Origin of the sequence: Flavobacterium akiainvivens (assembly GCF_001278115.1) — a bacterium.
In the GTDB taxonomy this organism is placed as follows: Bacteria; Bacteroidota; Bacteroidia; order Flavobacteriales; family Flavobacteriaceae; genus Flavobacterium; species Flavobacterium akiainvivens.
The window spans coordinates 1,150,088-1,174,367 of record NZ_LIYD01000005.1; the positions used below are offsets into that span (position 1 = coordinate 1,150,088).

Sequence of the window (24,280 nt, forward strand, 5' to 3'; positions counted from 1 at the left end):
ATAGCCAGTAAAATGAACACTAAACTACAATTTTTTCTCTCTTTTCTGCAAAAGAAAAAAGTATTTTATGCCATAGGCACTTTTTTAATGTGCCTGCAGCTTTCGGCGGCGCCTGCAACGGGCAGCTACACACAGGAGTTTACACTAAATGTTAGCAACGCCAGTATTACCGAAGTATTTTCGGCCATCGAAAAAGTTACGTCTTATACCTTTATTTATGATGATAAGGTGTCGGGCAACCCGCAGCGTTTTACCCTTAATAAAAAATATGAGGGTATAGATGCTGTACTCAGCCAGATTAACAAAGCCTCGGGCTTTAAATTTAAGCGTTTCAACAATACCATAACCGTGTCTGCCGGTACTGCAATACCGCAGCAGGCCATTAAGGGTAATGTGGTAGACGAAACGGGCTTCCCCATGCCGGGCGCCAGCGTGGTAGAAAAAGGCACGCAAAACAACACTACTACAGATATAGACGGTAACTTCAGCATTACCGTAAGCAAGGCGCCTGCCATACTGGTTATTTCTTTTATGGGATATGAAAACCAGGAAGTTGTGGCCAATGCAGGCACTAATGTAAAGGTAGAAATGGTAATTACCGCCAATGAGCTTAACGAGGTGGTGGTAACCGCCCTGGGTATTAAGCGCGAAGAAAAGCGCCTGGGCTTTGCACAGCAAACCATTAAGTCAGAAAGCCTGCAGCAAACCACGCCCAACAACTGGAGCAGCGCACTTAAGGGCAAGGTAGCAGGCCTTAACATAACCTCATCAGGTTCGGGCCCGCTAAACTCGCAGCAAATTATACTAAGGGGCAACCGCTCTATTGTTACCGAAAACAACTATGCCCTTGTAGTGGTAGACGGCGTTCCGGTAACCAGCGAAATGACCACCTCGGGTTCGCCAACGGCCTACATGGGTGAGGATTCGCCTATTGACTACGGTAACGGTATAAGCGACCTCAACCTTGATGATATTGAAAGTGTTACCGTACTGAAAGGCCCGGGCGCTACGGCGCTATACGGTTTCCGTGCGGCAAACGGTGCGCTTATCATCACCACAAAATCAGGCAAAAAAGCAAAAGGGCTTGGCATAACGCTAAACACCGGCACTACTATAGATGTTATTCAGCGCTGGCCTGATTACCAGTACGGCTACGGCCAGGGCGGCGGCAGCTCATTTGATGAAAACGGCGACCCTTACTACTCGTATGGCGCATCTGAAGACGGGCCTAACACAGGTTCTACCAGCAGCGCATGGGGGCCTGCGTTTAACGGGCAACAGTTTTTTCAGTACGACCCAACCGTTCAGGGCCAGGGGCCTACCCGTACCGAGTGGAGGCCTTATAAAGATAACCGCAAGGGCTTCTGGGAAACCGGTATAACCCAAAACCACAACATATCATTACAGGGCGGCGACGAAAAAGGCTCTATGAGGGCATCTTTAGGCCACCAGAAAAACGAGTGGATTATGCCTAACACCGGTTTTGAGCGTATAACCGCAGCCATTAACGGCAACTACCAGATATCTGAAAGGATTAAAATAGGCAGCAGCGTTAACTACAACAACCGCTATAGCGATAACCTGCCAAGTACAGGTTATAATAACGGGTCTATTGCCTACTTCATGATTTTCCAGAACCCTAACGTAAACCTGGACTGGTACAGGCCCATATGGATGAACGGCCAGGAAAACCTTGACCAGATTAACCCTTACAGTTCGTACATAGATAACCCCTACCTTATTGCTTATGAGGCTACAAACTCGCTTAAAAGCAGCCAGATTGTGGGTAGCCTGTTCAGCAACATTACGCTAAGCTCTAACCTCGACCTTATGGTAAGGGGCTCATTAAATACCTATAACCAAACAAGGGAACAGCACAGGCCATACAGCATAAACCGCTATGCAAGGGGTTATTTCAACACACAGGATGTGTACAAGCAGGAAATAAACACTGATTTCCTCTTAAGCTATAAAGATAAATTTGGCGAAGACTTCTCATTTAACGCATCTTTTGGCGGTAACGCGCTAAGGTACCGCTACCACAGCATAGAAGCCGCTGTAGAAGGCCTTGTAGTGCCCGATGTGTACAAGCTTACAAACGGTGTAAATGCACCCCTTGTAAAAATGGGCGACAGCAATTATGATGTAAACAGCCTTTACGGACTTGCATCACTATCCTATAAAGACATGATGTTTATAGACGTTACCGGGCGTAACGACTGGAGCAGCACCCTGCCTACCGAAAACCGTTCGTTCTTCTACCCGTCGGTTAACACCAGCTTTATCCTGTCGGATATGTTTAATATGGATAACGCTGTAGACTATCTTAAATACCGTTTCTCGTTTGCGCAGGTGGGTAACGATGCCGCACCCTACCAAACCAACAAATACTACGGCCAGAGCGATTTCCCAAGCAGTGCCACAGCGCCTACAGTGCTGTACAACGCACACTTTAAGCCGGAAATTACCAGCAGTTTCGAAACCGGCTTTGAGGTATACATGCTTGATAAGCGCCTTAGCCTTGACGCTACGGTATACGAAAGCAGCACCCGCAACCAGATTATACGCGTACCGCTTGATTACAGCACGGGCTACAGCTCTGCCATACTAAACTCGGGCGATGTGCGCAACCGCGGTATAGAGCTTGTACTGGGCGGAAAGATTTTTGATAACGAAAACTTTAAATGGTCTACCACACTTAACTGGTCGCGCAACTGGAACCGTGTTATGGAACTGGCAGACGGTATAGACGGCCAGCAGGAAATAGGTTCGGCCGGTACGGCAAGCATCATTGCAAAAGTGGGCGGCACTACAACGGCCATTTACGGTTATGGCTTTGTAAGGGATCCTGAAGGGAACATTGTATATGATGATGCGGGCCTTCCTGCCTACCCCGATGAAATTCAGTACATAGGCGATGCCAGCCCCGACTGGAAAGCCGGTTTTGTAAACAACTTTACCATAGGCAACTTTAATGTGGGCATTACCATAGACGGCCAGTATGGCGGTATTATCTATTCGCAAACACACCATAAGCTAATGGAGCAGGGTAAATTAACCAGTACCTACATGGGCCGCGAAACCGGTACGGTAGTAGGCAACGGTGTGGTACTTAACACAGATGGTACCTACTCTCCAAACACTACAGAGGTAGGCATAGCCGATTATTACGGCCGTTATTACCGCAGGGCTAACATTGAGAGTAACAGTTTTGACGCTTCATACATAAAGCTGCGCGAAATGAGCATTGGTTACAACGTGCCTAAAAAGTGGCTGGGCAGGAGTGGCATACAGGGCATACAGTTGTCGGTTTTTGGCCGCGACCTTGCCGTAATATCAGACTTCCCTATTTACGACCCCGAAACTGCCGCACTAAACGGAAACGTAATGCTGCCGGGTGTAGAAATGGGCCAGATGCCGTCTCCAGCCACCTATGGCTTTAACCTTAAAATAAACCTTTAAGAAACAACAGCAATGAAAAAGATATTTTCCCTGGCACTTGCCGCAGTAACTATGGCAGCCTGTACAGGCGATTTTGATGAGCTTAACCAGGACCCCAACCTTATTTCTGAAATAAGCCCGGGCACCCTGCTTAACCCTATTATATATGATGCCGCATCGCAAAATGCTAACCAGGCTTATTCGGTAACGTTTAACCTTATGCAGGTATCGCTGCCTTACCCCAGTGTTTCGGGCGGGCTGCACCGTTATGATGTAAGCCCTAACATAGGCAACACCGCCTGGAACGGCTACTACCGCATTTTGGCAAATATCCGCGAAATGCGCACCGCCGCCGAAACCGCACAGGACAACAACTACCTTGCCGTTGCGCTAACGCTAAACGCATGGGTATACAGCAACCTTACCGATGTTTTTGGCCCTGTGCCCATGACAGAGGCCGTACGTGGCGAAGAGGGCATTTACTACCCTGCTTATGATTCGCAACAGCATATTTATGAAACCATATTGCAGGACCTTGAAACTGCCAACACGCTGTACAACACATCTCAGGTTATGCCTTATGCTTCAGATATTTTATATGCCAATAACGTAGCCAAATGGCAAAAGTTTACCAATTCACTACGCATGAGGCTGCTGCTACGGGTATCGGGCAGGCCGGAAACCAATGCCTGGGCCACCCTTACCCAAATGGTAAACAACCCTACAGTGTACCCCGTATTTACCAGCAATGCCGATGCCGCCATACTAAACGTTACCGGTGTTGCCCCGCTGGTATCGCCGTGGAGCCGCCCGCAGGATTTCAGGCTGGGTGTTAAGCTGGCTTCATTTTTTGTAGACAACCTAAACAGCACTAACGACCCCCGCCGCCCTATCATTGGCACACAGGCAACAGACCTTGGCACGCCACCGCAAAACATAGGCTATGTGGGCATACCAAGCGGATATGCCGGGCCCGATTCGCAGTTCCAATATGAGGCATCTACCTTTAATATCACACAGGTTACAAACCCTATGAAGATATTTATTATGAGCTATGCCGAGGTTGAATTCATTAAAGCAGAGCTTGCCCAGCGCGGTTACATTACCGGTGCCGATACCTACTACACAAACGGTGTTACAGCTGCCATACAGCATATGGGCGGCACGGTGCCCGAAGGTTTCTTTGATGATGAAGACGCTGCCTACAACGGTACCCTTGAGCGCATTATGCTGCAAAAGTATTACGCCCTGTATTTTACCGATTACCAGCAATGGTCAGAATACCGCCGCACCGGGCTTCCGCAGCTGCCTACTACAACCGCCATGCAAAACGGCGCGGTTATGCCGGCGCGCTTTACCTACCCGGTAGACCAGAATACCTTTAACAACGCCAATTACCTGGAGGGCATACAGCTGCTGGGTGGCCAGGACAATATTAATACCCATGTTTGGTGGGATGTAGACTAAAACACAACTAAACCATGAAAAAACTTTTATGGCCGGTAGGGATGCTGCTCATTGCGGCATCTGTATCGGCGCAAACAACCGCAAAAGGTTTTATTTATAACGATGCCAACGGCAACGGCAAAAAAGACCGTTCCGAAAAAGGTATTGCAAACGTAGCCGTAACAAACGGCCACGATGTAGTAACTACCGATGCCAACGGGGCGTATGCACTAACTGTAGGTACAGATAACATTATAAGCGTTATTAAGCCTGCCGGGTACAAAATAAACACCAACCCAAATAACCAGCCGGTGTTTTATTACATACACAAGCCGCAGGGTTCGCCTAAGCTCAAGCACACGGGGGTGGCACCTACCGGCAACCTGCCCAAAGAAATAAACTTTGGGCTTGTGCAGCAAACCGAGCCCGATAACTTTACAGCACTCCTGTTTGGCGACCCACAGGCTTACAACATGGACGAGATAGACTATTTTACCCGTGGTGTGGTGGCCGAGGTTCAGGGTATAAAAAATGTGGCGTTCGGGCTTAGTATGGGCGACCTTGTGGGTAACGACCCTACCCTGTTTAACCCTTACATACAGGCGGTAAAAAAAGTAGGCATTCCGTGGTACAACCTTATTGGCAACCACGACCTTAACTTTGATGCTACCGATGATACGTATAGCGATGAAAGCTATGAAGCCAGCTTTGGCTCTGCCAACTATGCCTTTAATTATGGCAAAACCCACTTTATTGTGCTGGATGATGTTATATACCCGGATCCCCGCGATAACGAAGGCTACTGGGGCGGCTTTAGCCAAAGCCAACTTGCCTTTATAGAAAACGACCTGAAGCAGGTGCCTAAAGACAGGCTTATTGTATTGGCCATGCACATTCCGCTAAGTGAGCCATGGGATGACGCTTTTCGCGATGAAGACCGTACCAGGCTGTTTGAAATCCTAAAGGATTTTCCGTACACGCTGTCGCTTTCGGCACACACGCATCTGCAAAAGCAGGACTTCTTTACCCGTAAGGAGGGCTGGCAGCAGGACACCCCGCACCACCACTACAACATGGGCACAACATCGGGCGACTGGTACAGCGGGCAGCTAAATGAACAGGGAATACCCGTTAGCACCATGCGCGACGGTACGCCTAAAGGGTATGCGTTTATACACTTTACAGGCAATACCTACAAGGTAGACTACAAAGTGGCAGGCAAGCCAAAAGACTACCAGATTGAGGTGTTTGCGCCAAAGCTGGTAAGCAGGGTTAAAAAAAACAAGGCGTTTGTGTATGCCAACTTCTTTATGGGCCGTGAGGGCGATAAAGTACAGTACCGTATAGACGGCGGCGAATGGAAGGATATGGATTATAACCCCAAGCACGACCCTACTTATACAGAAACCATAATGGAATGGGATACCACAGAAAAAATACTATCGGGCAGGCGCGGTAACGACCCCGAAGATTGTATGCACCTGTGGAAAGGCAAGCTGCCGCACAACCTGGCAGAGGGCAACCATAAAATTGAAATTAAGGCTACAGATATGTATGGCAATACCTATAGTGCCGCTTCGTCATACAAGCTGGCCGGTAAAGAATAAAGTTTTTAGTACGTTTTAAATATCATTTTGTGTAATTCCCCCTCGGGCCTTTAAAAAGCAAGAGGGGGTTTTTATTTCAAACGCTTATTAAGCCTTTACAGTATCTTCGGTTAAAATCTCAGAAAGTATTTTGTATGATTTCAGCCTGTCTTCGTGCCTGTACATATTAGATACTACCATAACTTCATCTACGCCTGTAACCTCAATAAACTTGTTCAGCTGCTTGGCTACTGCCTCTTTCCTGCCCACAAAAGAATATTTTATCATATCGCGCAGTGTGGGGTTGTGCTGCACCATCATAAGCTCATCGGTCATTTCCATAGGGGGCTGCAACGGCTCGCGTTTACCCGTTAATATACTCAGGAACATACGCACCAGCGATGTAAAATTCCTTTCGGCCTCCTCATCGGTATCGGCGGCAATAACATTTACCCCGGCAATGGTGTAGGGCTTGCTAAGGTATTCAGACGGCTGGAACTCTTTCCTGTAAATGTCTAACGCCTCATGCAGCAATGATGTGGCAAAATGGCTGGCAAAGGCATAAGGCAATCCCATTTTTGCAGCTAAATGGGCACTGTCAAGGCTTGAGCCCAAAATATAGATGGGTACGTTAACCCCTTCGGCCACCACGGCACGCACCTGTGCCCATTCGTTATCTTCAGAAAAATACCGTTGTATCTGCTCAATCTCGCCCCCAAAATTATGTACGGCCTGCATCCTGTCGCTGCGTATGGCGTGTGCGGTAAGCTGGTCGGTTCCCGGCGCACGGCCCAGGCCCATGTCTATGCGGTTGGGATACAGCCTGCCAAGGGTGCCAAATTGTTCTGACACAATAAGCGGCGAATGGTTGGGCAGCATTATACCGCCGGAGCCTACACGTATGGTCTTGGTCTTCCCTGCTATGTGCCCTATAAGGACTGATGTTGCCACGCTGGCCACGTGAATCATGTTGTGGTGTTCTGCCAGCCAAAAACGGGTGTAGCCCATCTCTTCAGCCTTTTGGGCAAGGTCGGCACTATTATTAAGCGTTTCTTCTATTGTTGTACCGTCAGATACTATAGCCAGTTCAAGTATAGAATATGCTGTTTTATTTGTTGTTTCCATAATTTATAGCGGTTGGGCATCAGCCCTGTTTAAATGTTGTAGTTTATCCCGGTTTACAGCGCCCTTAAACCGCTGCATAAGCACTTGCAGCTTGGGGTTTATGTACAATTCGCAAAAGGGCTTTTCAGGATTGGTGTAGTAATAATCCAGCAGCGCTTCCCTGCTCTTTTCAAAAGCGGCAAAGGGCAATACCTGAGTGATTACAGGTGCATCAAAGTCGGCCGCAAGGGCATTTAAGGCGTTAATGGCAGGCTGGGTATCGGCATCGGTAAAAGTATATATGGCCGACCTGTATTTGCCCCGCATACTATGTTGCGATGTACTGCTATGGGTGTAAAGGTGTATGGCAATAAGGTTTTCAAAATCAATGATAGTACTGTCGTATGTAACCACCACAGCTTCAGAAAATGCACTGTTTTGCCCGGTAGAAGCTATCCACCCCTGCTCTACTGCGTGTATGCCTTTTAGCGATGCAAACACCGCTTCGGTACACCAGTGGCACCCGCCGCCAAAACCTGCTTTTTTAACCATTATTGAATATACCGAATTAAATTGTCAATTCGGTTATTACAGTTGAAAAAATTATGCCAAACAGGCCATAGCCAAATATATGCCTGTAGGGCTGCACTTTTGTCAGTCGTAGAATCGATTTCAGGGTTAAGCAGATTTTACTACCTTAGTAATTTGAATCAGTACAAAATGAACAGTAACACAAGAATATATAAGATGTCTTTTGCTGGCGTATACCCGCACTACATAGCCAAAGCAGAGAAAAAAGGGCGCACCAAAGAAGAAGTGCACGCCATAATTTACTGGCTTACCGGATATGATGAGCAGGCACTGCAAAAGGTACTTGATGATAAAACCGACTTTGAAACCTTTTTTGCTCAGGCACCGCAAATAAACCCCAACGTATCTAAAATTACCGGCGTTATATGCGGCTACCGCGTGGAAGACATAGAAGATAAGCTCATGCAGCAAATACGCTACCTGGATAAGCTGATAGACGAGCTGGCAAAGGGCAAAAAAATGGAAAAAATTTTAAGGGAATAATCCTTTAAATCAACAATTTAAAATTATTAACGTTTCATTTGCAACTATATGGTTTCTTTTATTTAAATTCGCAACCATATAGTTGCTTATTTTTATGACAGAACCACGACGCGATGTTTTTCAGGCCATTGCCGACCCTACCCGCAGGGGAATACTCATGCTGCTTGCCACACAGGCCATGACGCCCAATGCCCTTGCCGAACAGTTTGAAACCAGCAGGCAGGCTGTAAGCAAGCACATAAACATATTGCAGGAATGCGGGCTGGTTAAAGCCGAACAATCAGGCCGGGAGATTCATTACAGCCTTGAAGTTACCAAAATGAAGGAGGTTGATGCCTTTCTTGAGCCGTTCCGCAAGCTGTGGGCTAACCGTTTTGACCAGTTAGACGACTTATTATCAAACCTATAAAAAACAATACATCATGACAAACGAAACAAAAATTGCACAGGACGGTGCTACCAAACTGGTAGTAACACGCTCATTTAATGCGGTTAAGGAAAAAGTTTGGCGCGCCTGGACCGAAAGCACCCTGCTGGACCAGTGGTGGGCGCCCAAACCCTGGAAAGCCGAAACCAAGGAAATGGACTTTACCGAAGGCGGCCACTGGCTGTATGCCATGGTAGGCCCTGAAGGCGAAAAACACTGGTGCCGTGCCGATTATAAAACCATTGACACCCAAAACAGCTTTTCTGCCAAAGATGCCTTTTGCGATGAAGAGGGTACGCCAAATACTGATTTTCCAAGCATGAGTTGGTTTAATACGTTTACCGATGCCGGAAACAGTACCGATGTAAAAATCGAGATAACCTTTGACAGCGAAGAAAGCCTGAACCAAATAGTTGAGATGGGCTTTAAAGAAGGCTTCAGTATGGGGTTAAGCAACCTTGATGAGCTTTTGGAAACGCTTTAAATCCAATATTTACGGGCAGTTTGTCATTTCGACCGAAGCGCAGCGAAGTGGAAGAATCTTTAATAAATTGAGATTTCTCCACTTCGGTCGAAATGACAAACTGCCTATTTACCATGCCTTTCAATTACCATATCTACAACCTGTTGTGTAATATCAGGGTAATCAACCGGTATCACTTTGCCATTATCCAGCCATTCTTTAATAATAGGCAGGTATTTTTCCTTAAGGCTTTTAATAACCGGCACCCCCATACTGCGCAGGGCTTCGGCGTTAAGCTGCTGTTCATACTGGCTTTTCATGGGTATAACCAGGAGTTTCTTCCCTAAAAACAGGGCTTCGGCAGGGGTTTCAAACCCGCCACCGCACAACACCCCGCTACCCGATGCCATACTGGCCGTAAACAATTCATTATTAATAGGGTTTATGGTGATGTTTTTGTGTACCGACCTCTTTTTGTTGTGTTTAGAGAATACTTCCCACTTTACATCAGGAAAAACCGAAAGGCTCTTTATCAGTCGCTTATCATCATAGGCAGGCAGGTAAACCGTTATATGGCCGTTATCAGTAGGCTGTAAGCTGCGCACCTGGCTACGGATAACCGGCGTAAATATCTTGTTGTCAACCGCCTTAAAATGAAAGCCATACTTATCAGTCACCGGGGCATACTGCTTCAGGATAAGCTTGCCTGTAAAATCTGTGTGTTCCGGCAACGGGAAAGCCTGGTTAAGCACCGCCGCCTGGTGGCTAAGGCCTATGCACTTTATATCTTTAAGGTAGCACGCCCATGCCGAAACGGGTTCGAAGTCGTTGATTACAAGGTCGTAATCCTCTACCGGGAGCTGCTTAATACTTTTAATAAACTTACGCAGGTGAGCACGCCTCAACGTTTTCCAAAGGTCTACACCGCCTTTTTTACCAAAGATAAAGCTCATACCCCTCAGCTCATATTTAACGGCATACGGCAGCTTTAAATCGCCCTGAATGCCGCTTACCACCAAATCAACCTCACCGTGCTTTTGCAGGCAGGGTATAACATCAAGCGCCCTGCTCAGGTGCCCGTTGCCCGTGCCCTGAATAGCATAAAGTATCTTCATCTTCTTTTTTTATGTCTTTAAGGAAATCAGCATACCATTTACCGGAATTTTTAATGGTACGCACCTGTGTATCAAAGTCTACGTGTATCAGTCCGAAGCGCGGGTGGTAGCCTTCGGCCCATTCAAAATTGTCGGTCAGTGTCCACACAAAATAGCCCTGCACGTTAACCCCTTCATTTTTAGCCTTTAGCACCTGGCGCAAATGGCTTTTAAGATAAGCTTCGCGCTTGGGGTCTTTTACCTGCCCGTTTACCACCTCGTCAGGAAATGCCGATCCGTTTTCGGTAACCAGTATTTTCTTCACACCCTTGTAAGCATCAAACCGCTTAAGCATGTGGTAAATAGACGGCGGGTGCACCTCCCAGTGCATTTCGGTAGTGGGCACTCCCCTCTTTTCGGCCTTTACCAGCGCAGCACCCACATAAGGCGTAAAGAATGAATGTTTTACTACCTCACGCGTATAGCACTGAATACCAATAAAATCAAAATCAAAGGCCGCGGCTTCAACATCGCCTGGCAGTATGTATTTCGCCATTTTTTTTATGACAGGTAGTTCTGTTTCAGGATAGCCAAGGCCCAAAATAGGCTCTATAAACGCCCGGTTAAGCAGTGTATCAACCCGTTTGGCAGCAGCAATATCTTTAAGCTTTTGGGTAGCCGGTTCAATATAAGTACATGAAAATGTGGTACCTATATGCCCATCAGATATCAAATCACGCAGTATTTTGCCACCGGCAGCCGTAGCCAGGGTAACATGGTGCACCGCCCGAAGAAAATTGGTCAGCCCCCTCTTGCCCGGTGCATGGATGCCAAGGAAATAGCCCCCACCGGTAAACACCGAAGGCTCGTTCATAACCATCCAGTTTTTAACCCTGTGGCCAAAGTGTTTTGCTATAACCTCCACATAATCACCAAACCAGCTAATGCATTCGCGGTTGGTCCATCCGCCCTTAAGCTCCAGCTCATGCGGCAAATCCCAATGGTAAAGTGTTATCCAGGGGGTAATACCCTGCGCTTCCATAGCATCGAGCACACGGTTATAATGATCTATAGCACTTTGATTTACAGGATGATGGCCGGTAGGCATAATGCGCGACCAGCTTATCGAAAAGCGGAAATTAGGGATATTAAGTTCCTTAATAAGCTTAATATCATCGGTATAGCAATTGTAGAAGTCGCAGGCCTGCTGCGCGTGGTGGCCATCTTTTACGCGGCTCTTTTGCGAAGTAAATACATCCCAGATAGACAGCCCCTTACCATCGGCATCATGAGCACCCTCTATCTGGAAAGCGGCGGTAGAAACACCCCACTCAAAATCTCCCCCAAAGCTTGCAGCGCTAAGGGGCTTATCAAATTCCTCCATTTAACTCTCTGTTAATGAAGGTAAAAAGAATGCATTGCCCTTATAAAAAGCCATTCTTTTATTAAAGCGAAAAACTTAAAACGTATCGGTTTCATACACCTTCATTTTTTACAAAGTAAAAAATCGTAACTGTATAAATTGTAAAACCATGATTAACAAACCGTTAAAAAACAAAAAACCCCTCTATAGTGAGAGGGGGTAATGCGATAAGTTTAGGGGTGTGTAGGGTGGGACGGATAATATTTCAAAAAATGAGGGTTCGAAGCTAATTTTAAGAAGGTACTAAGGCCGTCCCTTAATGTTTGTGTAAAAGTATCAATTTGCGCCTGACAATTGTTATACTTTATTGCAAAACACTTATAGTTTATTAACAAAATTTTAGTAGGCTCTTACAATCTAAAATGCTGAACAAAACAAACCAACCATTTAATTATCAGAATATTAAAAATCTGTTTTTTTGATACAGCTATTAACATTATCCCGGATGTAATAAATTTGGCCTACTTCCAAACCCTCAATTAAACTACCTTTGCCCAAAATACTTTTTTATGGCGGCTTACATCATCGGCAAAGAATACGACGGTTCTTACTTTCTTGAAAACGAAATACAATACCATGATTTTGAGCGCTGTACCTTTACCGACTGCGATTTTACAGCAACCGATTTTACCGGAGTAGCCTTTATAGACTGTGTGTTTACCGGATGTAATTTTGCCCAGTCTAAAATTAACTATGTGTCGTTCAGGGATGTACAGTTTACCCATTGCGACTTTACCGGTGTTAACTTTGCTATGGTAGACAAACTGCTGTTTAAGTTCAGTTTTAAAGATAGCATATTGGATTACAGCAAGTTCTACACACTAAAGCTGCCCGGTACCCATTTTGACAATTGCAGTATGGTAGCCGTAGACTTTATGAATGCCGACCTTACCGGTGTGGTGTTTAGCAACTGCAACCTGCATAAAGCAGTGTTTATAGACACCAAAGCCAACAAAGCCGACTTTTCCACCGCATATAATTATACCATTGACCCTGAACAAAATAAGCTTAAAAAAGCAATCTTTAGCCAGGAGGGGCTCAAAGGCTTATTAACTAAGTATGAGCTAATTGTAAAGTAATTGCTTTTTAATTAGGAACTAAAGTACTATAGCCCTACATTTGCAGGGTTATTAATCATGTTATGGATTAATAGCATTAAAGACCCAGGGGCTTCCACCCACGGGTCTTTTTCATTTATACAAATACCTCAATATTTATGACAAAATAGTACGGGTATTTATCTCACAGAATTTTAGCAAAAAATGCTTAATATTTCACTTTCGGAGTTTGAAATTGGCTAAAGGTGTTTCAAAAAAGTTGAAGGTTGGGGGTTGAGCATTCCAAAACTTTAAAACAACTCCTAACTCTCAACTCAAAAACCCCGCCTGCGGTCTTATATTATTTTTTTGCTAAATATAACCTGCCCTCTTTGCACAAATCAAAAAAAGCGTACCTTAGTTTGGTAATCTGTTTTTAAAATGCTCGATAAAGTTATTGTGGGGAGCGAAGAATGGTGCTCTTTCCCCGCGCTTGGCATCCCAACCATTAAGGCACGCGTAGACAGCGGCGCCAAAACATCTGCCCTTCACGCCATTAACATCATACCGTTTGAAAAAGACGGCGGCAGCTGGGTAAAGTTTGACATCAACCCCATACAAAACAACTCCCGCGCCGTGATTCACTGCCAGGCCCCGCTTGTAGATAAGCGCGTGGTTAAGAGCAGCAGCGGTTTCCGTGAGCAGCGTTATGTTATTAGCACCAACCTGCAGGTGGGCGACCAGGAATGGGAGGTTGAAGTTACCCTTACCAACCGCGACAGCATGGGTTTCCGTATGCTGCTGGGCCGCGAGGCCATGAGCGGGCGTGTACTGGTAGACCCCGAACAAAAATACCTGCTGGGCCAGCCTACACAGGAAAAGCTAAAAGAATACTATGAGAAGGAAGGCGAAATTAAGCGCGGCCTGCGCATAGGCCTTTTGGCCAGCAACCCGGAGCTGTACAGCAACCGCCGCATTATACAGGCCGGCGAAGAGCGCGGGCACGAAATGCACTTCCTCAACCTGAAGCACTGCTACATTAAGCTGGATGCCGATAAACCCGAGATACACTACCGTGGCGGCCGTGTGCTTAACGATTTTGATGCCGTTATTCCGCGCATACGTCCCAGCATGACGTTTTATGGCTGTGCCCTTACCCGCCATTTTGAGGCGCTTAAGGTGTTTTGCCTTAACTCGTCATCGGCTATAAGCCAAAGCCGCGACAAGCTTTATTCGCTACAGCTGCTGCTTAACAGCGGCCTTGATATACCTACCACCGGCTTTGCCAATTCCCCGCTTGATACTAACGACCTTATTAATATGGTGGGCGGTTCTCCGCTAATCATTAAGCTTTTAGAAGGCACACAAGGCAAAGGCGTGGTACTTGCCGAAACCAAAAAAGCGGCAGAGAGCGTTATAAATGCTTTTAAGAGCCTTAATGCCAATATACTGGTACAGGAATTTATTAAAGAGGCAAACGGCAAAGACCTGCGCCTGTTTGTAGTAAACGGCAAGGTAGTAGCCACTATTCAGCGTGAGGCGTTGCCGGGCGAGTTCCGTGCCAACATACACCTGGGCGGCACTGCCAGCGTTATTAAGGCTACCCGAGAAGAAAAATCAATTGCCGTACGCGCTGCCAAGGCCATGAACCTAAAAGTGGCAGGTGTAGACATTATACGCTCCAGCAAGGGGCCGCTGCTGCTTGAGGTTAACTCCTCTCCCGGCCTTGAGGGCATAGAGGGCGCTACCCAAAAAGACATTGCAGGTGAAATGATTAAAGCCATCGAGAAGAACTTTAAGTGGAAATAGCCGGAGGCTGTTTATGGTTCATGGTTCATAGTTTTTTTGAAAGTTCTATCCGTTAAAACTCAGGATAATTTGCCCCTGGCTTCACAACAAAACATCCGACCCTGAAAGGGTCAGACTTTTCAAAGCCCCGGGCATCGCCCGGGGGAATAAAAATTACAACAACCCCATACGACCCTGAAGGGGTCGCGCACATTAGCCGGGGGCAACGCCCTCGGTAATTTATCAACGCCCTCGGTTATCAACACCCCAGATGAAAAACAAATGAAAATATGCCCCGCCATTAAGGCGGGGCAATTTATTATACTCCTGGCTTTAGCCATTGAGCATGATTTGCCCCTGGCTTTAGCCATTGAGCATAATTTGCCCCTGGCTTTAGCCAGGGGGAATAATCAAACAAACATGAAAAAAGGATTAGTTATAGCCGGTGCCATTACCGGCGGAATAGGTATAGTAACAAACCTTGTAGGCTATATGTTTAAAATAATGCACTGGCCCGGTGCCTTTGAAATGAGGCTTGTGGGCGGGGTGCTGCTTGGCGTGGGCGCATTGCTTATTGTTATCAGCCTGTTTAAAGGCAGGGCTTAATATTAAGCACTCCCGACTAAAGCCTGGGGCAAATCATCCTGCCATCTGAACACTGAACACTTTTTTTCATTATACTTGTACTAACCAATACAAAGCATTATGAAAAATCTCCACACAATTTCTATTATGGCCGTTGCACTGTCTTCTTTTGCTCAGGATAGCGAGGCTGAACTTATTAAACTTTACGAAAACGGCCAGTATCAGCAAATAATATCGCAGTATGCAAACCGTGAAAGCCTCTCGGCACAAGGCCTGTATTTTGTAGGTATGTCGTATTACATGACCGAAGACGATGCCAACAGCATTAAGTTTATGGACCTCTCCATTAAAAAAGACCCTGAGTATGAAGGTGCCTATTTTATAAAAGGCTCCACGCTGTATTACATGGGCAATTATAACGATGCCATAGCCAACTTTAAAGAAGCCCTTAAACGCAAGCAGGACCCTTTGTTTTATAGCGGCCTGGGCGATGTTTACCACAAGCTCAACCAGTTAAAACCGGCACTGGAAGCCTATAAACAGGCCACACAGCTACCCGGTTGCCAACCCAGGTCTTATTACAGGGTTGCTACCATTTATAACGAACTTAACGATTCCGAAAATTCGCTAAAGGCTTTTTATACAGCATCTGAAAAAATACCCGGCGAAGACCCTTTATATGTAGATGTACTCTTTAACATAGGGCTCCTGGAATACCTTGCCAACAGGCCCGATAAGGCCGAACCCGTCTTTAAAAAGGTACTTGAGGCAAAGCCCGATGATTATCCTACCTATTCAAAACTAATGCAGGTATATTACAGCACCAAACAATTTGACAAGGCCCAGCCGTATAAAAAAATGCTGTATGAGGCTCACAAGGCAGGTAAACTTAAAGGCACCCCGCTAAGCGATATGTTTTGTTTTGACCAGTTTATGCACAAAGGGCACCGCGTTATGGTGTTTGAGCGCTATGAAGAGGGGCCAAAAAACAACATTTTTAACAAACAGGTGTTTTATGTGCACGACAGCAACTCTAAGGTGGTTATGACGGTGCAGAACGAGTACTCGCCCGTTTCTGTAGAACTGGGAGGCACTACCTATATGCTGTGCGCCAGTAAGGGCGGTGCCCACTACAATTCTGGATTGGGATTTAATGACGGTTTTAAGTATGACGACCTTAAGGAAGTTGCCGTTAAAATGATAGACCAGCACCTTGATTAACACTTTTCTTAGACCTGTTTTGTAATTTTTGCTTACATTTACCCTTACCTACAATAAAAATCACCGCCATGTTAAAGAAAATCTCACTATGCCTGCTTTTATCGTTGCCCTTGCTGGGGCTGGCGCAAAAAAACTGCGCCCTGTTTAAAAACGGCACGTTTAAGCTAACCGACCCCGCCACTAAAAAGGTGTGTATTATAATCCGTAAGGATAATGTACAGACTGAAAAAATGGAGGATGCCGAAGAGGTGTATGACTTTAACATTGTGTGGATTGACGATTGTACCTACACCGTTACCCCTACCGCTGCCACCGCCGCCCGCAATAAAGACACGCTAAAGGCTGGCACCATAACCGTAACCATTACAAAAACCAAAGAAAACTCATACATTCAGCGTGTAACATCGGCAAACAACCCTAAATTTCGCCGTATAGACGAGGTTTTTGTGGTAGAATATGAAGATGAGAATAAATGAAGCATATTGTACTCCTCCTCATTTTTACAGTACAGTTTCTTCCTTTAACAGCCAATGCACAAAGCAGGTTAAAACCCTGCGAATCCATATTTGGGCTTCCTGACTATCGGTATGAATATTATTCTGCAGTAAGGGAAAAACTGTTTAACGGGTTGCCCGATAAGGAAATAGCCCGTATGCTTACCATGCCTTCTTTTTTCCCGGAGAATGTTTTAAATATTTCTCAGGATGACGAAAAATATAGTGCCACCTATGTTATTGCCGAAGAAAACATCTGGTATTCTAAAGAAAGAAGCCAGGTTAAGGTTAAACAGTATACCTGCGAAATAGACCCGCAAATTGGCGCACTACTTGAACTTCTGTACGAAAAAATTACAAGCCGGGTTGAAGTGCCCGAAAGTAGGCTGTTAGGATCTGACGGCGAAAACCATTACTTTTTTTCACGCACAGGCAGCGGCACAATATGGAGCCCGTCTGAAGGAAGCCTTATGGGCGAAGCTGTAAGCATAAGCCAGGCGCTGGCTTCTAAAGTAATGCAATCAAAAGGGGCGGCTATTGGCCCTGATCCGGTTTTGCAGCTTCGCATTAAAACCCTAATTGAAAAATTATCTCCCGGATATGAAAATGTAAAAGCCGGATATTTTATACCCGATGCCTTTCCGCTTGATGCAGATGCTGAAGTCTTCAGGGTAAATACAACAAATCCAAACGTGAAAGTGTATGAGTCAATCATGTTGGCTATTGTACAGTTCCCCCTAAAAAATGCAACAGCCACCTGCCTGTTATTTACGCCTGATTTTAAAACCGTTGAGCCTGAACTGCTGGCAAATGAAATAAAACAGTATTTTACTACCGATATGCTCGTAGAGAATTACAAACGTTGTATAGGTGGTGATAATTATTTTATAACCAATAAGGGTTTTTCAAGAGGAACCAACAAAGGCCTTGCCCTTGCCCTGTATAGCAAGCCCGACAAAGAATCGGTTACCGGAGATACCCAGCGCCTTGAATGGATTTTTGAAGGTGAGCTTTCGGGCGCTAAGCCACAGCCTGGTGGCAAGCCCATTGCCCAAAACAGCTATGGCCAGCGGGTAGTTATGTTTTTTAGAGATAGCTGGCTATCGGGTATAATACTTTATAACAACACAAAATAGTATGCACGTATTTCGCATTTGCCTGGCATTTGCCCTCTCTCTGCTAACCTTATCCTGCGCCCGCCTGCCCGAAACAAAGCTACAGCAATGGCAGGACGATTCCTGGGCTAATTTTGATAACGATACCCTTAGTGTGTACCTGCACAACCCGCTGCGTTGCCCGCTACGGTTTAAGCTAAGCAGTACAGATGCCGCCTTTAACCAGAAACTAAAGCCCTACAGCCTTGTAACGCTGCACTACAACGGCGATACCCTTATTAAAATACCTGCACTGGCGCAGCACGCAAAAACCCTGCGGGTATCTAAAGGCCTGGGCGACCCAAATGAAGAACTCCAAAACAACAAGCTCAGCCTGCCCTTTTTACCCGGCAGGAGCTATACGGTAATACAGGCCTACAACGGCTCGTTTTCGCATTCTGATGCTTATTCGCGCTGTGCGGTAGATTTTTCCCTTAAAGAAGGCGATACCGTGTGCGCAGCCACAGAAGGTTATGTAGTGGGCATTGTTAAAGACTACAAAGAAGGCGGAGCCGATAAAAAATGGCGTGATTATGCCAATTTCATTACCATTTATGACCCGGCCAACAACCGTTTCCTGCAATATGCACATCTTAAGCACAACAGCGTTTTGGTTGAAATGGGCGACCGTATAGAACCCGGCCAACCCATAGCCCTTGCAGGCCGCACCGGATGGACCAGTATTCAGCACCTGCATTTTAATGTGCTTAAGGCCGTAGATACTGCCGACTGGCTTGAGTCGGTACCCGCTGATTATTACGAGGGCTACAACGGCAGCAACCTTAAACAGGGCGATGTAGTAACCCGGCCGGCAGAGTAATAATTGTAAGAAAAACAGCGTTATACCTGTAAACCACCTTAGCTATGAAACCTGCCACCACCACACGCATCCTTGCCGGGCTTAGCTTCCTGATATTTTTTTGCCCATTTTTTGAAAAGTGCAGTTTTAATTTACCCAGTTTCAGCAGGCAGCCCACCCAGGAAAAAACCACGCAGCAACTATTGGCAGAGAAAAAAGAAAACACCTACAGCGGCTACCGCCTGGCCGGTATAGGCAGCCCCGTTACAGATGAATACAGTAACCTCACGGCGCACTTCCTGATTATTGTTATACTGTCAGTTGCAATACTATTTTTTGCCCTACGCGGCAGTTTTGCCAATGTGTTTTGGTTTTCGGCCATAAACCTGGTGTTGCTTGCCATGTGGATACTTGTATTATTACCCGTTTACATGGTATTGCTGGCAATGCTGCGCTACGGCTATTTAATGCTTATTTCCAACACGATAGCTCTTATGGTATACAGCCGTAAAGCTTATAAACAAAAAGAAGACGAACCTTACCTTTAAAAACCCTGCTATATGAAAACGACCAACACCCTCCGCATCCTTGCCGGGCTTAGTTTCCTCATTTTCTTTTGCCCTTTTTTCCAGATGTGTAGCGATGAAGATATACCTAAAATGGTTAAAGAGGCTGCATCTGCTGAGCCCGACAGCATTACCGGAGAAATCACACCACCCAAAATTGATGAGATTGCAATAAAGGAAAGAGAAGCCCAAAAACAGGAATATCTTGAAGAACATCGCCAAGAATGGATATTTAACGCTTATAAAATATGCCATATCTATGGTGGCGCTTTTACACAAGAAGGCGAAATTGACAGCAAAGATTTAAAAGATTCAGCATTTTGGTTTGTAGTATTCTTTCTGCTGTCAGTACTAACCTCATTAATCCTGTTTGTATTGGCATTGCTCAAAAAAATAAAAGCGGCTTTTATAGGCTCGTGTATCAATATAGTATTTATTATACTGTACAGCCTGTTCCTTTTTGTGGGAGATAATTCAATAGAACATTTATACCAGGTAAAATTTGGCTACTACCTGTTCGTTATCAACAGCATAGCACTTATATTTGTAAGCAATAAAGCAAAAAACCAACCTGTAAATGGAGTTTGAAGAACACACCACTCCCCGCCTGCGCCTGCGCAAATTAACCCCTGAAAGCTATACCCACATCTATGCCACTATGGATGATGCGCAGCTTATGGATTTTCTTGGGGTAGATGCTGAAGGCCTCCAAAAAGAGAAAGCTAAATTTACAGGAGGGCTTACAACGCACCGTACCTCCATCCTCACGTTTCAGGTTGTTAATAAGGCAACGGGCACCGTTATGGGAATGTGTGGCTATCATAACTGGTATGCCGTACACAGCCGTGCCGAACTGGGCTACCACCTAACCAGCGATGCCTACAAACAGCAGGGGTTTATGACCGAGGCACTGGCCGCTGTTATTAGCTATGGCTTTAACCAAATGCGCCTTAACCGTATTGAGGCGCTTATAGCCCCGCAAAATACCCCATCGCGCAGGCTGCTGGAACGTTACGGCTTTACAAAAGAAGGAGTGCTGCGCCAGCATTATTGTGTTGACGGTATCCTGGAAGACTCTGTACTCTATGCATTACTTAAAAACGAATACCTTTTATGAAAAAGATCCTGTTTTTAGCCCTTGCCGCCGTGCTGGCCTGTGCCTGCAATATAGAACGCAAAACCATTCAAAAGGCAATAGTTCATGAAAGTGAGCTGCTTAGCATTTCGCAAAAGCTGTTTAAACAATATGCCGATACTGCTATTACCGGAAAAAAACTCACGCTTGATGATATGGGGCTCACTAAAAAAGAAAAGCGCCTTTTAAGGCATAAGTTCAAATTTCAGCAGGCTGATGTTATTTTTGACCGCGACGAAGACCCGTTTACAAACTTTGTAGACTGCGACAGCGTTATAATTTTTTACCGTGAATCGTTTTTAACCAGTTCCAGCCATATTGTGGTAGATATGCATAAAAAGCCCATGGGCCACCTGCCTTTTGAGCCAAAAGACTACCACAAACTAACTGACAGGATATTTGCCGTACCTGTTGGGGCACAAATTAACACTATCAGTATGTACTAAATGTTATAACTTAAACTGATATGACCTTAGAAGACCTGCAACAAATATGCAACGCGTTTCCGGGCGTTACTACCGATATAAAATGGGATAATCACCTGTGTTTTAACGTAGGCGGCAAAATGTTTATCATTACCTCGCCCGATACGGTACCCCCAACGGCATCATTTAAAGCAACCGATGATGATTTTGAAATACTCACCCAGCGTGAGGGTTTTACCCCTGCTGCCTATCTGGCACGCTACAAATGGGTATATACTGATGATATTAAACGGCTCACCAAAAAAGAGTGGCAACAGTATGCCCAATCTGCCTATAATTTAATTTATGGGAAACTGCCTGTTAAAGTCAAAAAGGAAATCGGGAGTTAAAAGGTATTTACCTATTTTTGGCCACTAAAACATTTTATTCCTCATCAATATGTCTTCACAAAAAAGGCTTTACGAAATAGATATATTCCGGTTTATTGCAGCTCTTAGTGTCTTATTATTCCACTATACGTTCAGGGGGGCAGCCTTACAAGATTATTCGGGCCCATCATTTCCGGAAATGGGAAACATCTTCAGGTACGGCTACCTTGGTGTCGACTTTTTTTTCCTGATTAGTGGTTTTGTAATTGTGCTTTCAATTAAAAAACCAAGCCTGGCAGCATTCTTAAAGTCAAGGGTAGTACGGCTTTATCCGGCTTACTGGTTTTGCCTTACCGTTACTTTTATTGTATTGGCATTATGGGGTAAGTCCATCCTTGCTGTCACATTTCCGCAATACCTGGTAAACCTCACTATGTTTCAGCGTTTTGTAGGTGTAGATCATATAGACTGGGTATACTGGACACTAATGGTAGAAATAAAGTTTTATATTCTTATTGCCATTTTTATTGTTGCAAACTACCGTAAAAAAATAGACCTTAATTACCTTATATACGGTTGGCTGGCGCTATCATGCCTGCCCCATATAATAGATTTTACCACTTTACTGCCTTTAAAAGCTATCTATTTTATTTTTGCCCTTGATTATAGCCCTTACTTTATTGCAGGTATGTTATTTTTTAAAATATTTACCGAAGGCCAAAAAGCATATTACCTGGCAGGCGTTTTATTATGCCTGTTGCTTAGCGCACTAAATGCCGCCACTTATGCCGGAGAACTGAGTGCTTACTATAAAACACATTTTTCTGCAACAGTAACTACTTCCGTTATAGCCGTGTGCTACATTATACTATACCTTATAAGCACCAAAAAGCTTGAATTTTTAAACAAGCCGGTAATGCTTAAAATTGGTGTATTAACCTATCCCCTATACCTTATACATCAAAACATAGGATATGTTATATTCAACAATTTTGGCGGTCAGGTTAACAAATATGTGCTTTTAAGCATTACAACCGTCTTTATGATAGCGTTTTCTTATGGCATACACATAGCTATAGAAAAACCCTTTGCACGCTGGCTCAAACAAAAATTTGATAAAGCAGGTTAATTACAAACTACTCTATTACCGATTCATCTATTTGAAGGTTAGACAGGAAAGCCAGTGTGTTTTCTATGTCATAATGCAAGATACGGTCTTCGGTAACCACCGGAACTTCTTCGCGGTATGATTTAATAAACATTTCAAGGAAATCACTCGACTTTAGCGGGCGGCGGAACTCAATAGCCTGGCTGGCGTTCATAAGCTCAATGGCTAAAATACGCTCCAGGTTCTCTACAATCTTCAGAACTTTGGTAGCCGCATTGGCACCCATGCTCACGTGGTCTTCCTGACCGTTGCTTGATACTATGCTGTCTACACTCGCCGGGGTGGCAAGCTGCTTGTTTTGGCTCACAATGCTGGCGGCGGTGTACTGCGGAATCATAAAGCCCGAATTAAGCCCCGGGTTGCTTACCAAAAATGGCGGCAGGCCACGCAATCCGCTAATAAGCTGGTAGGTACGCCTTTCGGAAATACTGCCCAGTTCGGCCAATGCAATACCTAAAAAGTCGAGCGTAAGCGCTAACGGCTGCCCGTGGAAATTACCGCCTGAGATAATCTCGTCGCTGTCAATAAATATATTGGGGTTATCGGTAACCGAGTTGATTTCGGTCCTGAAAACCTTTTTAACATAGTCAATCGTGTCTTTAGTCGCCCCATGCACCTGCGGTATACAACGGAAGCTGTACGGGTCCTGAACGTGTTTTTTAGGCTGGGCTATGATTTCGCTATCCTGCAAAAGCTCGTTAAAGCGGCGTGCGGTAACAATCTGGCCCTTGTGGGGCCGCACCATGTGTATGTGCTCGTTAAATGGCTCTATACGCCCGTCAAAGCCCTCTAAAGACACCGCACCAATAACATCGGCCAGGTAAGAGAGTTTGATGGACTTCAGCAGCACGTGCACGCCATAGGCACTCATAAACTGCGTGCCGTTAAGCAGCGCCAGGCCTTCCTTGCTTTTTAGCACAATAGGTTCCCAACCTTCCCTTTCCAAAACCTTTTTGGCAGGCTGGCGGAAACCGTCGCTATACACCTCTCCCTCGCCTATCAGCGGCAGCGAAAGGTGTGCCAGCGGTGCCAGGTCGCCCGAAGCGCCAAGCGAACCCTGGGTATATATTACAGGATAAATTTCGTTGTTGTAGAAATCGATAAGCCTTTCAACCGTGGCAAGCTGTACACCGCTATGGCCGTAGCTAAGCGACTGTATTTTAAGCAGCAGCATGATTTTTACAATCTCCTGGGGCACTTCATCGCCCGTGCCGCAGGCGTGGCTTTTTACCAGGTTTACCTGTAACTGGCTCAGGTTGCTGTTGTCTATCTTTACATTATAAAGCGACCCAAACCCTGTGTTTATGCCATAAATAGGCGTTTCCTGCTTTTCCATGCGGTTGTCAAGGTAGGTGCGGCAACGTTCAATGTTGGCACGTGCCTCTTCGCTAAGGGCAAGCTTTTTATCCTGCGAGAGGATATCGTTCACAATTTCAAGGGATAAGATATCGCTGCTTATATAATGTATAGTGTCCATACAGG

The 24,280-nt window shown here is 45.4% G+C and carries 24 protein-coding genes; 19 read left to right on the forward strand and 5 right to left on the reverse strand.

The annotated features are described in order from the left end of the window. Nucleotides 1–12: 12 nt before the first annotated feature. The 3 genes from AM279_RS05265 to AM279_RS05275 are packed head-to-tail and all read left to right on the forward strand — an operon-like array spanning nt 13 to nt 6,494. On the forward strand, nt 13–3,462 hold the full coding sequence (locus AM279_RS05265; protein ID WP_054406704.1) for a SusC/RagA family TonB-linked outer membrane protein: 3,450 nt from the start codon (nt 13–15) through the stop codon (nt 3,460–3,462). A 12-nt stretch (nt 3,463–3,474) separates the two neighbouring features. Further along, nucleotides 3,475–4,908 (forward strand): SusD/RagB family nutrient-binding outer membrane lipoprotein, encoded by a 1,434-nt coding sequence (locus AM279_RS05270; RefSeq protein WP_054406705.1) that lies wholly within the window; start codon nt 3,475–3,477, stop codon nt 4,906–4,908. 14 nt (nt 4,909–4,922) lie between these two features. Beyond that, complete coding sequence (locus tag AM279_RS05275) at nt 4,923–6,494, forward strand: calcineurin-like phosphoesterase C-terminal domain-containing protein (protein ID WP_054406706.1); 1,572 nt, start codon at nt 4,923–4,925, stop codon at nt 6,492–6,494. Between the two features lie 87 nt (nt 6,495–6,581). On the opposite strand, the gene AM279_RS05280 is transcribed toward AM279_RS05275, so the two are convergent. Both AM279_RS05280 and AM279_RS05285 read right to left on the reverse strand, forming a co-directional pair. Continuing rightward, nucleotides 6,582–7,598: an LLM class flavin-dependent oxidoreductase gene (locus tag AM279_RS05280; protein WP_054406707.1), complete on the reverse strand. Its 1,017-nt coding sequence runs from the start codon at nt 7,596–7,598 to the stop codon at nt 6,582–6,584. 3 nt (nt 7,599–7,601) lie between these two features. Next, complete coding sequence (locus tag AM279_RS05285; RefSeq protein ID WP_054406708.1) at nt 7,602–8,129, reverse strand: peptide-methionine (S)-S-oxide reductase; 528 nt, start codon at nt 8,127–8,129, stop codon at nt 7,602–7,604. A gap of 168 nt (nt 8,130–8,297) precedes the next feature. Here AM279_RS05285 and AM279_RS05290 point away from each other — a divergent pair, with 168 nt between their 5' ends. The 3 genes from AM279_RS05290 (at nt 8,298) to AM279_RS05300 (ending at nt 9,562) form a co-directional block, all read left to right on the forward strand. Continuing rightward, complete coding sequence (locus AM279_RS05290) at nt 8,298–8,651, forward strand: DUF2200 domain-containing protein (RefSeq protein ID WP_054406709.1); 354 nt, start codon at nt 8,298–8,300, stop codon at nt 8,649–8,651. A gap of 94 nt (nt 8,652–8,745) precedes the next feature. Next, on the forward strand, nt 8,746–9,060 hold the full coding sequence (locus tag AM279_RS05295; RefSeq protein ID WP_054406710.1) for an ArsR/SmtB family transcription factor: 315 nt from the start codon (nt 8,746–8,748) through the stop codon (nt 9,058–9,060). 13 nt (nt 9,061–9,073) lie between these two features. After that, nucleotides 9,074–9,562: an SRPBCC family protein gene (locus tag AM279_RS05300; RefSeq protein WP_054406711.1), complete on the forward strand. Its 489-nt coding sequence runs from the start codon at nt 9,074–9,076 to the stop codon at nt 9,560–9,562. A 104-nt stretch (nt 9,563–9,666) separates the two neighbouring features. Here the strand turns inward: AM279_RS05300 and AM279_RS05305 are convergent, their stop codons facing one another. Beyond that, a complete protein-coding gene (locus AM279_RS05305; RefSeq protein ID WP_054406712.1) occupies nt 9,667–10,656 on the reverse strand; it encodes a glycosyltransferase family protein in 990 nt (329 codons plus the stop codon). Next, a complete protein-coding gene (locus tag AM279_RS05310; RefSeq protein WP_082344184.1) occupies nt 10,598–12,019 on the reverse strand; it encodes a GH1 family beta-glucosidase in 1,422 nt (473 codons plus the stop codon). Before AM279_RS05310 ends, AM279_RS05305 begins: the two co-directional genes overlap by 59 nt. Before the next feature lie 548 nt (nt 12,020–12,567). Between AM279_RS05310 and AM279_RS05315 the strand changes: the two genes are divergently transcribed. The 13 genes from AM279_RS05315 to AM279_RS05375 all read left to right on the forward strand — a co-directional run bounded on the left by AM279_RS05315 (nt 12,568) and on the right by AM279_RS05375 (nt 22,759). Next, complete coding sequence (locus AM279_RS05315; protein WP_054406713.1) at nt 12,568–13,137, forward strand: pentapeptide repeat-containing protein; 570 nt, start codon at nt 12,568–12,570, stop codon at nt 13,135–13,137. A gap of 399 nt (nt 13,138–13,536) precedes the next feature. Further along, a complete protein-coding gene (gene rimK, locus AM279_RS05320) occupies nt 13,537–14,904 on the forward strand; it encodes a 30S ribosomal protein S6--L-glutamate ligase (protein ID WP_054406714.1) in 1,368 nt (455 codons plus the stop codon). A 399-nt stretch (nt 14,905–15,303) separates the two neighbouring features. Continuing rightward, on the forward strand, nt 15,304–15,489 hold the full coding sequence (locus AM279_RS20465; RefSeq protein WP_143090332.1) for a hypothetical protein: 186 nt from the start codon (nt 15,304–15,306) through the stop codon (nt 15,487–15,489). 99 nt (nt 15,490–15,588) lie between these two features. Next, a complete protein-coding gene (locus AM279_RS05330) occupies nt 15,589–16,689 on the forward strand; it encodes a tetratricopeptide repeat protein (RefSeq protein WP_054406716.1) in 1,101 nt (366 codons plus the stop codon). Between the two features lie 68 nt (nt 16,690–16,757). Further along, complete coding sequence (locus AM279_RS05335; RefSeq protein WP_054406717.1) at nt 16,758–17,165, forward strand: hypothetical protein; 408 nt, start codon at nt 16,758–16,760, stop codon at nt 17,163–17,165. After that, nucleotides 17,162–18,319, forward strand: coding sequence for a hypothetical protein (locus AM279_RS05340; RefSeq protein ID WP_054406718.1), 1,158 nt, complete (start codon nt 17,162–17,164; stop codon nt 18,317–18,319). The genes AM279_RS05335 and AM279_RS05340 overlap by 4 nt, the downstream gene beginning before the upstream one ends. A 1-nt stretch (nt 18,320) precedes the next feature. After that, entirely contained in the window at nt 18,321–19,157 is an 837-nt protein-coding gene (locus tag AM279_RS05345; protein WP_054406719.1) for a M23 family metallopeptidase, read from the forward strand. Between the two features lie 44 nt (nt 19,158–19,201). Next, nucleotides 19,202–19,684 carry a hypothetical protein gene (locus AM279_RS05350; protein ID WP_054406720.1) on the forward strand — a complete coding sequence of 161 codons (483 nt, stop codon included), beginning with the start codon at nt 19,202–19,204 and terminating at the stop codon, nt 19,682–19,684. 12 nt (nt 19,685–19,696) lie between these two features. After that, the gene (locus tag AM279_RS05355; RefSeq protein ID WP_054406721.1) at nt 19,697–20,290 is read left to right on the forward strand and encodes a hypothetical protein; all 594 of its coding nucleotides are present in this window, start codon (nt 19,697–19,699) and stop codon (nt 20,288–20,290) included. Further along, nucleotides 20,280–20,819, forward strand: a complete 540-nt coding sequence (locus AM279_RS05360; RefSeq protein ID WP_054406722.1) for a GNAT family N-acetyltransferase — start codon at nt 20,280–20,282, stop codon at nt 20,817–20,819. Before AM279_RS05355 ends, AM279_RS05360 begins: the two co-directional genes overlap by 11 nt. Next, the gene (locus AM279_RS05365) at nt 20,816–21,283 is read left to right on the forward strand and encodes a hypothetical protein (protein ID WP_054406723.1); all 468 of its coding nucleotides are present in this window, start codon (nt 20,816–20,818) and stop codon (nt 21,281–21,283) included. Before AM279_RS05360 ends, AM279_RS05365 begins: the two co-directional genes overlap by 4 nt. A gap of 20 nt (nt 21,284–21,303) precedes the next feature. Continuing rightward, nucleotides 21,304–21,651, forward strand: a complete 348-nt coding sequence (locus AM279_RS05370; RefSeq protein ID WP_054406724.1) for an MmcQ/YjbR family DNA-binding protein — start codon at nt 21,304–21,306, stop codon at nt 21,649–21,651. A 49-nt stretch (nt 21,652–21,700) separates the two neighbouring features. Further along, nucleotides 21,701–22,759, forward strand: a complete 1,059-nt coding sequence (locus AM279_RS05375) for an acyltransferase family protein (protein ID WP_054406725.1) — start codon at nt 21,701–21,703, stop codon at nt 22,757–22,759. A gap of 7 nt (nt 22,760–22,766) precedes the next feature. Here the strand turns inward: AM279_RS05375 and hutH are convergent, their stop codons facing one another. Then, nucleotides 22,767–24,275 carry a histidine ammonia-lyase gene (gene hutH / locus AM279_RS05380; protein WP_054406726.1) on the reverse strand — a complete coding sequence of 503 codons (1,509 nt, stop codon included), beginning with the start codon at nt 24,273–24,275 and terminating at the stop codon, nt 22,767–22,769. Nucleotides 24,276–24,280 lie beyond the last annotated feature (5 nt).

What these genes read in the sequence shown, in the direction of transcription:
- AM279_RS05265 (WP_054406704.1), top strand. Translation starts at nt 13, where the DNA reads ATGAACACTAAACTACAATTTTTTCTCTCTTTTCTGCAAAAGAAAAAA.
- AM279_RS05270 (WP_054406705.1), top strand. Translation starts at nt 3,475, where the DNA reads ATGAAAAAGATATTTTCCCTGGCACTTGCCGCAGTAACTATGGCAGCC.
- AM279_RS05275 (WP_054406706.1), top strand. Translation starts at nt 4,923, where the DNA reads ATGAAAAAACTTTTATGGCCGGTAGGGATGCTGCTCATTGCGGCATCT.
- AM279_RS05280 (WP_054406707.1), bottom strand. Translation starts at nt 7,598, where the DNA reads ATGGAAACAACAAATAAAACAGCATATTCTATACTTGAACTGGCTATA.
- AM279_RS05285 (WP_054406708.1), bottom strand. Translation starts at nt 8,129, where the DNA reads ATGGTTAAAAAAGCAGGTTTTGGCGGCGGGTGCCACTGGTGTACCGAA.
- AM279_RS05290 (WP_054406709.1), top strand. Translation starts at nt 8,298, where the DNA reads ATGAACAGTAACACAAGAATATATAAGATGTCTTTTGCTGGCGTATAC.
- AM279_RS05295 (WP_054406710.1), top strand. Translation starts at nt 8,746, where the DNA reads ATGACAGAACCACGACGCGATGTTTTTCAGGCCATTGCCGACCCTACC.
- AM279_RS05300 (WP_054406711.1), top strand. Translation starts at nt 9,074, where the DNA reads ATGACAAACGAAACAAAAATTGCACAGGACGGTGCTACCAAACTGGTA.
- AM279_RS05305 (WP_054406712.1), bottom strand. Translation starts at nt 10,656, where the DNA reads ATGAAGATACTTTATGCTATTCAGGGCACGGGCAACGGGCACCTGAGC.
- AM279_RS05310 (WP_082344184.1), bottom strand. Translation starts at nt 12,019, where the DNA reads ATGGAGGAATTTGATAAGCCCCTTAGCGCTGCAAGCTTTGGGGGAGAT.
- AM279_RS05315 (WP_054406713.1), top strand. Translation starts at nt 12,568, where the DNA reads ATGGCGGCTTACATCATCGGCAAAGAATACGACGGTTCTTACTTTCTT.
- rimK (WP_054406714.1), top strand. Translation starts at nt 13,537, where the DNA reads ATGCTCGATAAAGTTATTGTGGGGAGCGAAGAATGGTGCTCTTTCCCC.
- AM279_RS20465 (WP_143090332.1), top strand. Translation starts at nt 15,304, where the DNA reads ATGAAAAAAGGATTAGTTATAGCCGGTGCCATTACCGGCGGAATAGGT.
- AM279_RS05330 (WP_054406716.1), top strand. Translation starts at nt 15,589, where the DNA reads ATGAAAAATCTCCACACAATTTCTATTATGGCCGTTGCACTGTCTTCT.
- AM279_RS05335 (WP_054406717.1), top strand. Translation starts at nt 16,758, where the DNA reads ATGTTAAAGAAAATCTCACTATGCCTGCTTTTATCGTTGCCCTTGCTG.
- AM279_RS05340 (WP_054406718.1), top strand. Translation starts at nt 17,162, where the DNA reads ATGAAGCATATTGTACTCCTCCTCATTTTTACAGTACAGTTTCTTCCT.
- AM279_RS05345 (WP_054406719.1), top strand. Translation starts at nt 18,321, where the DNA reads ATGCACGTATTTCGCATTTGCCTGGCATTTGCCCTCTCTCTGCTAACC.
- AM279_RS05350 (WP_054406720.1), top strand. Translation starts at nt 19,202, where the DNA reads ATGAAACCTGCCACCACCACACGCATCCTTGCCGGGCTTAGCTTCCTG.
- AM279_RS05355 (WP_054406721.1), top strand. Translation starts at nt 19,697, where the DNA reads ATGAAAACGACCAACACCCTCCGCATCCTTGCCGGGCTTAGTTTCCTC.
- AM279_RS05360 (WP_054406722.1), top strand. Translation starts at nt 20,280, where the DNA reads ATGGAGTTTGAAGAACACACCACTCCCCGCCTGCGCCTGCGCAAATTA.
- AM279_RS05365 (WP_054406723.1), top strand. Translation starts at nt 20,816, where the DNA reads ATGAAAAAGATCCTGTTTTTAGCCCTTGCCGCCGTGCTGGCCTGTGCC.
- AM279_RS05370 (WP_054406724.1), top strand. Translation starts at nt 21,304, where the DNA reads ATGACCTTAGAAGACCTGCAACAAATATGCAACGCGTTTCCGGGCGTT.
- AM279_RS05375 (WP_054406725.1), top strand. Translation starts at nt 21,701, where the DNA reads ATGTCTTCACAAAAAAGGCTTTACGAAATAGATATATTCCGGTTTATT.
- hutH (WP_054406726.1), bottom strand. Translation starts at nt 24,275, where the DNA reads ATGGACACTATACATTATATAAGCAGCGATATCTTATCCCTTGAAATT.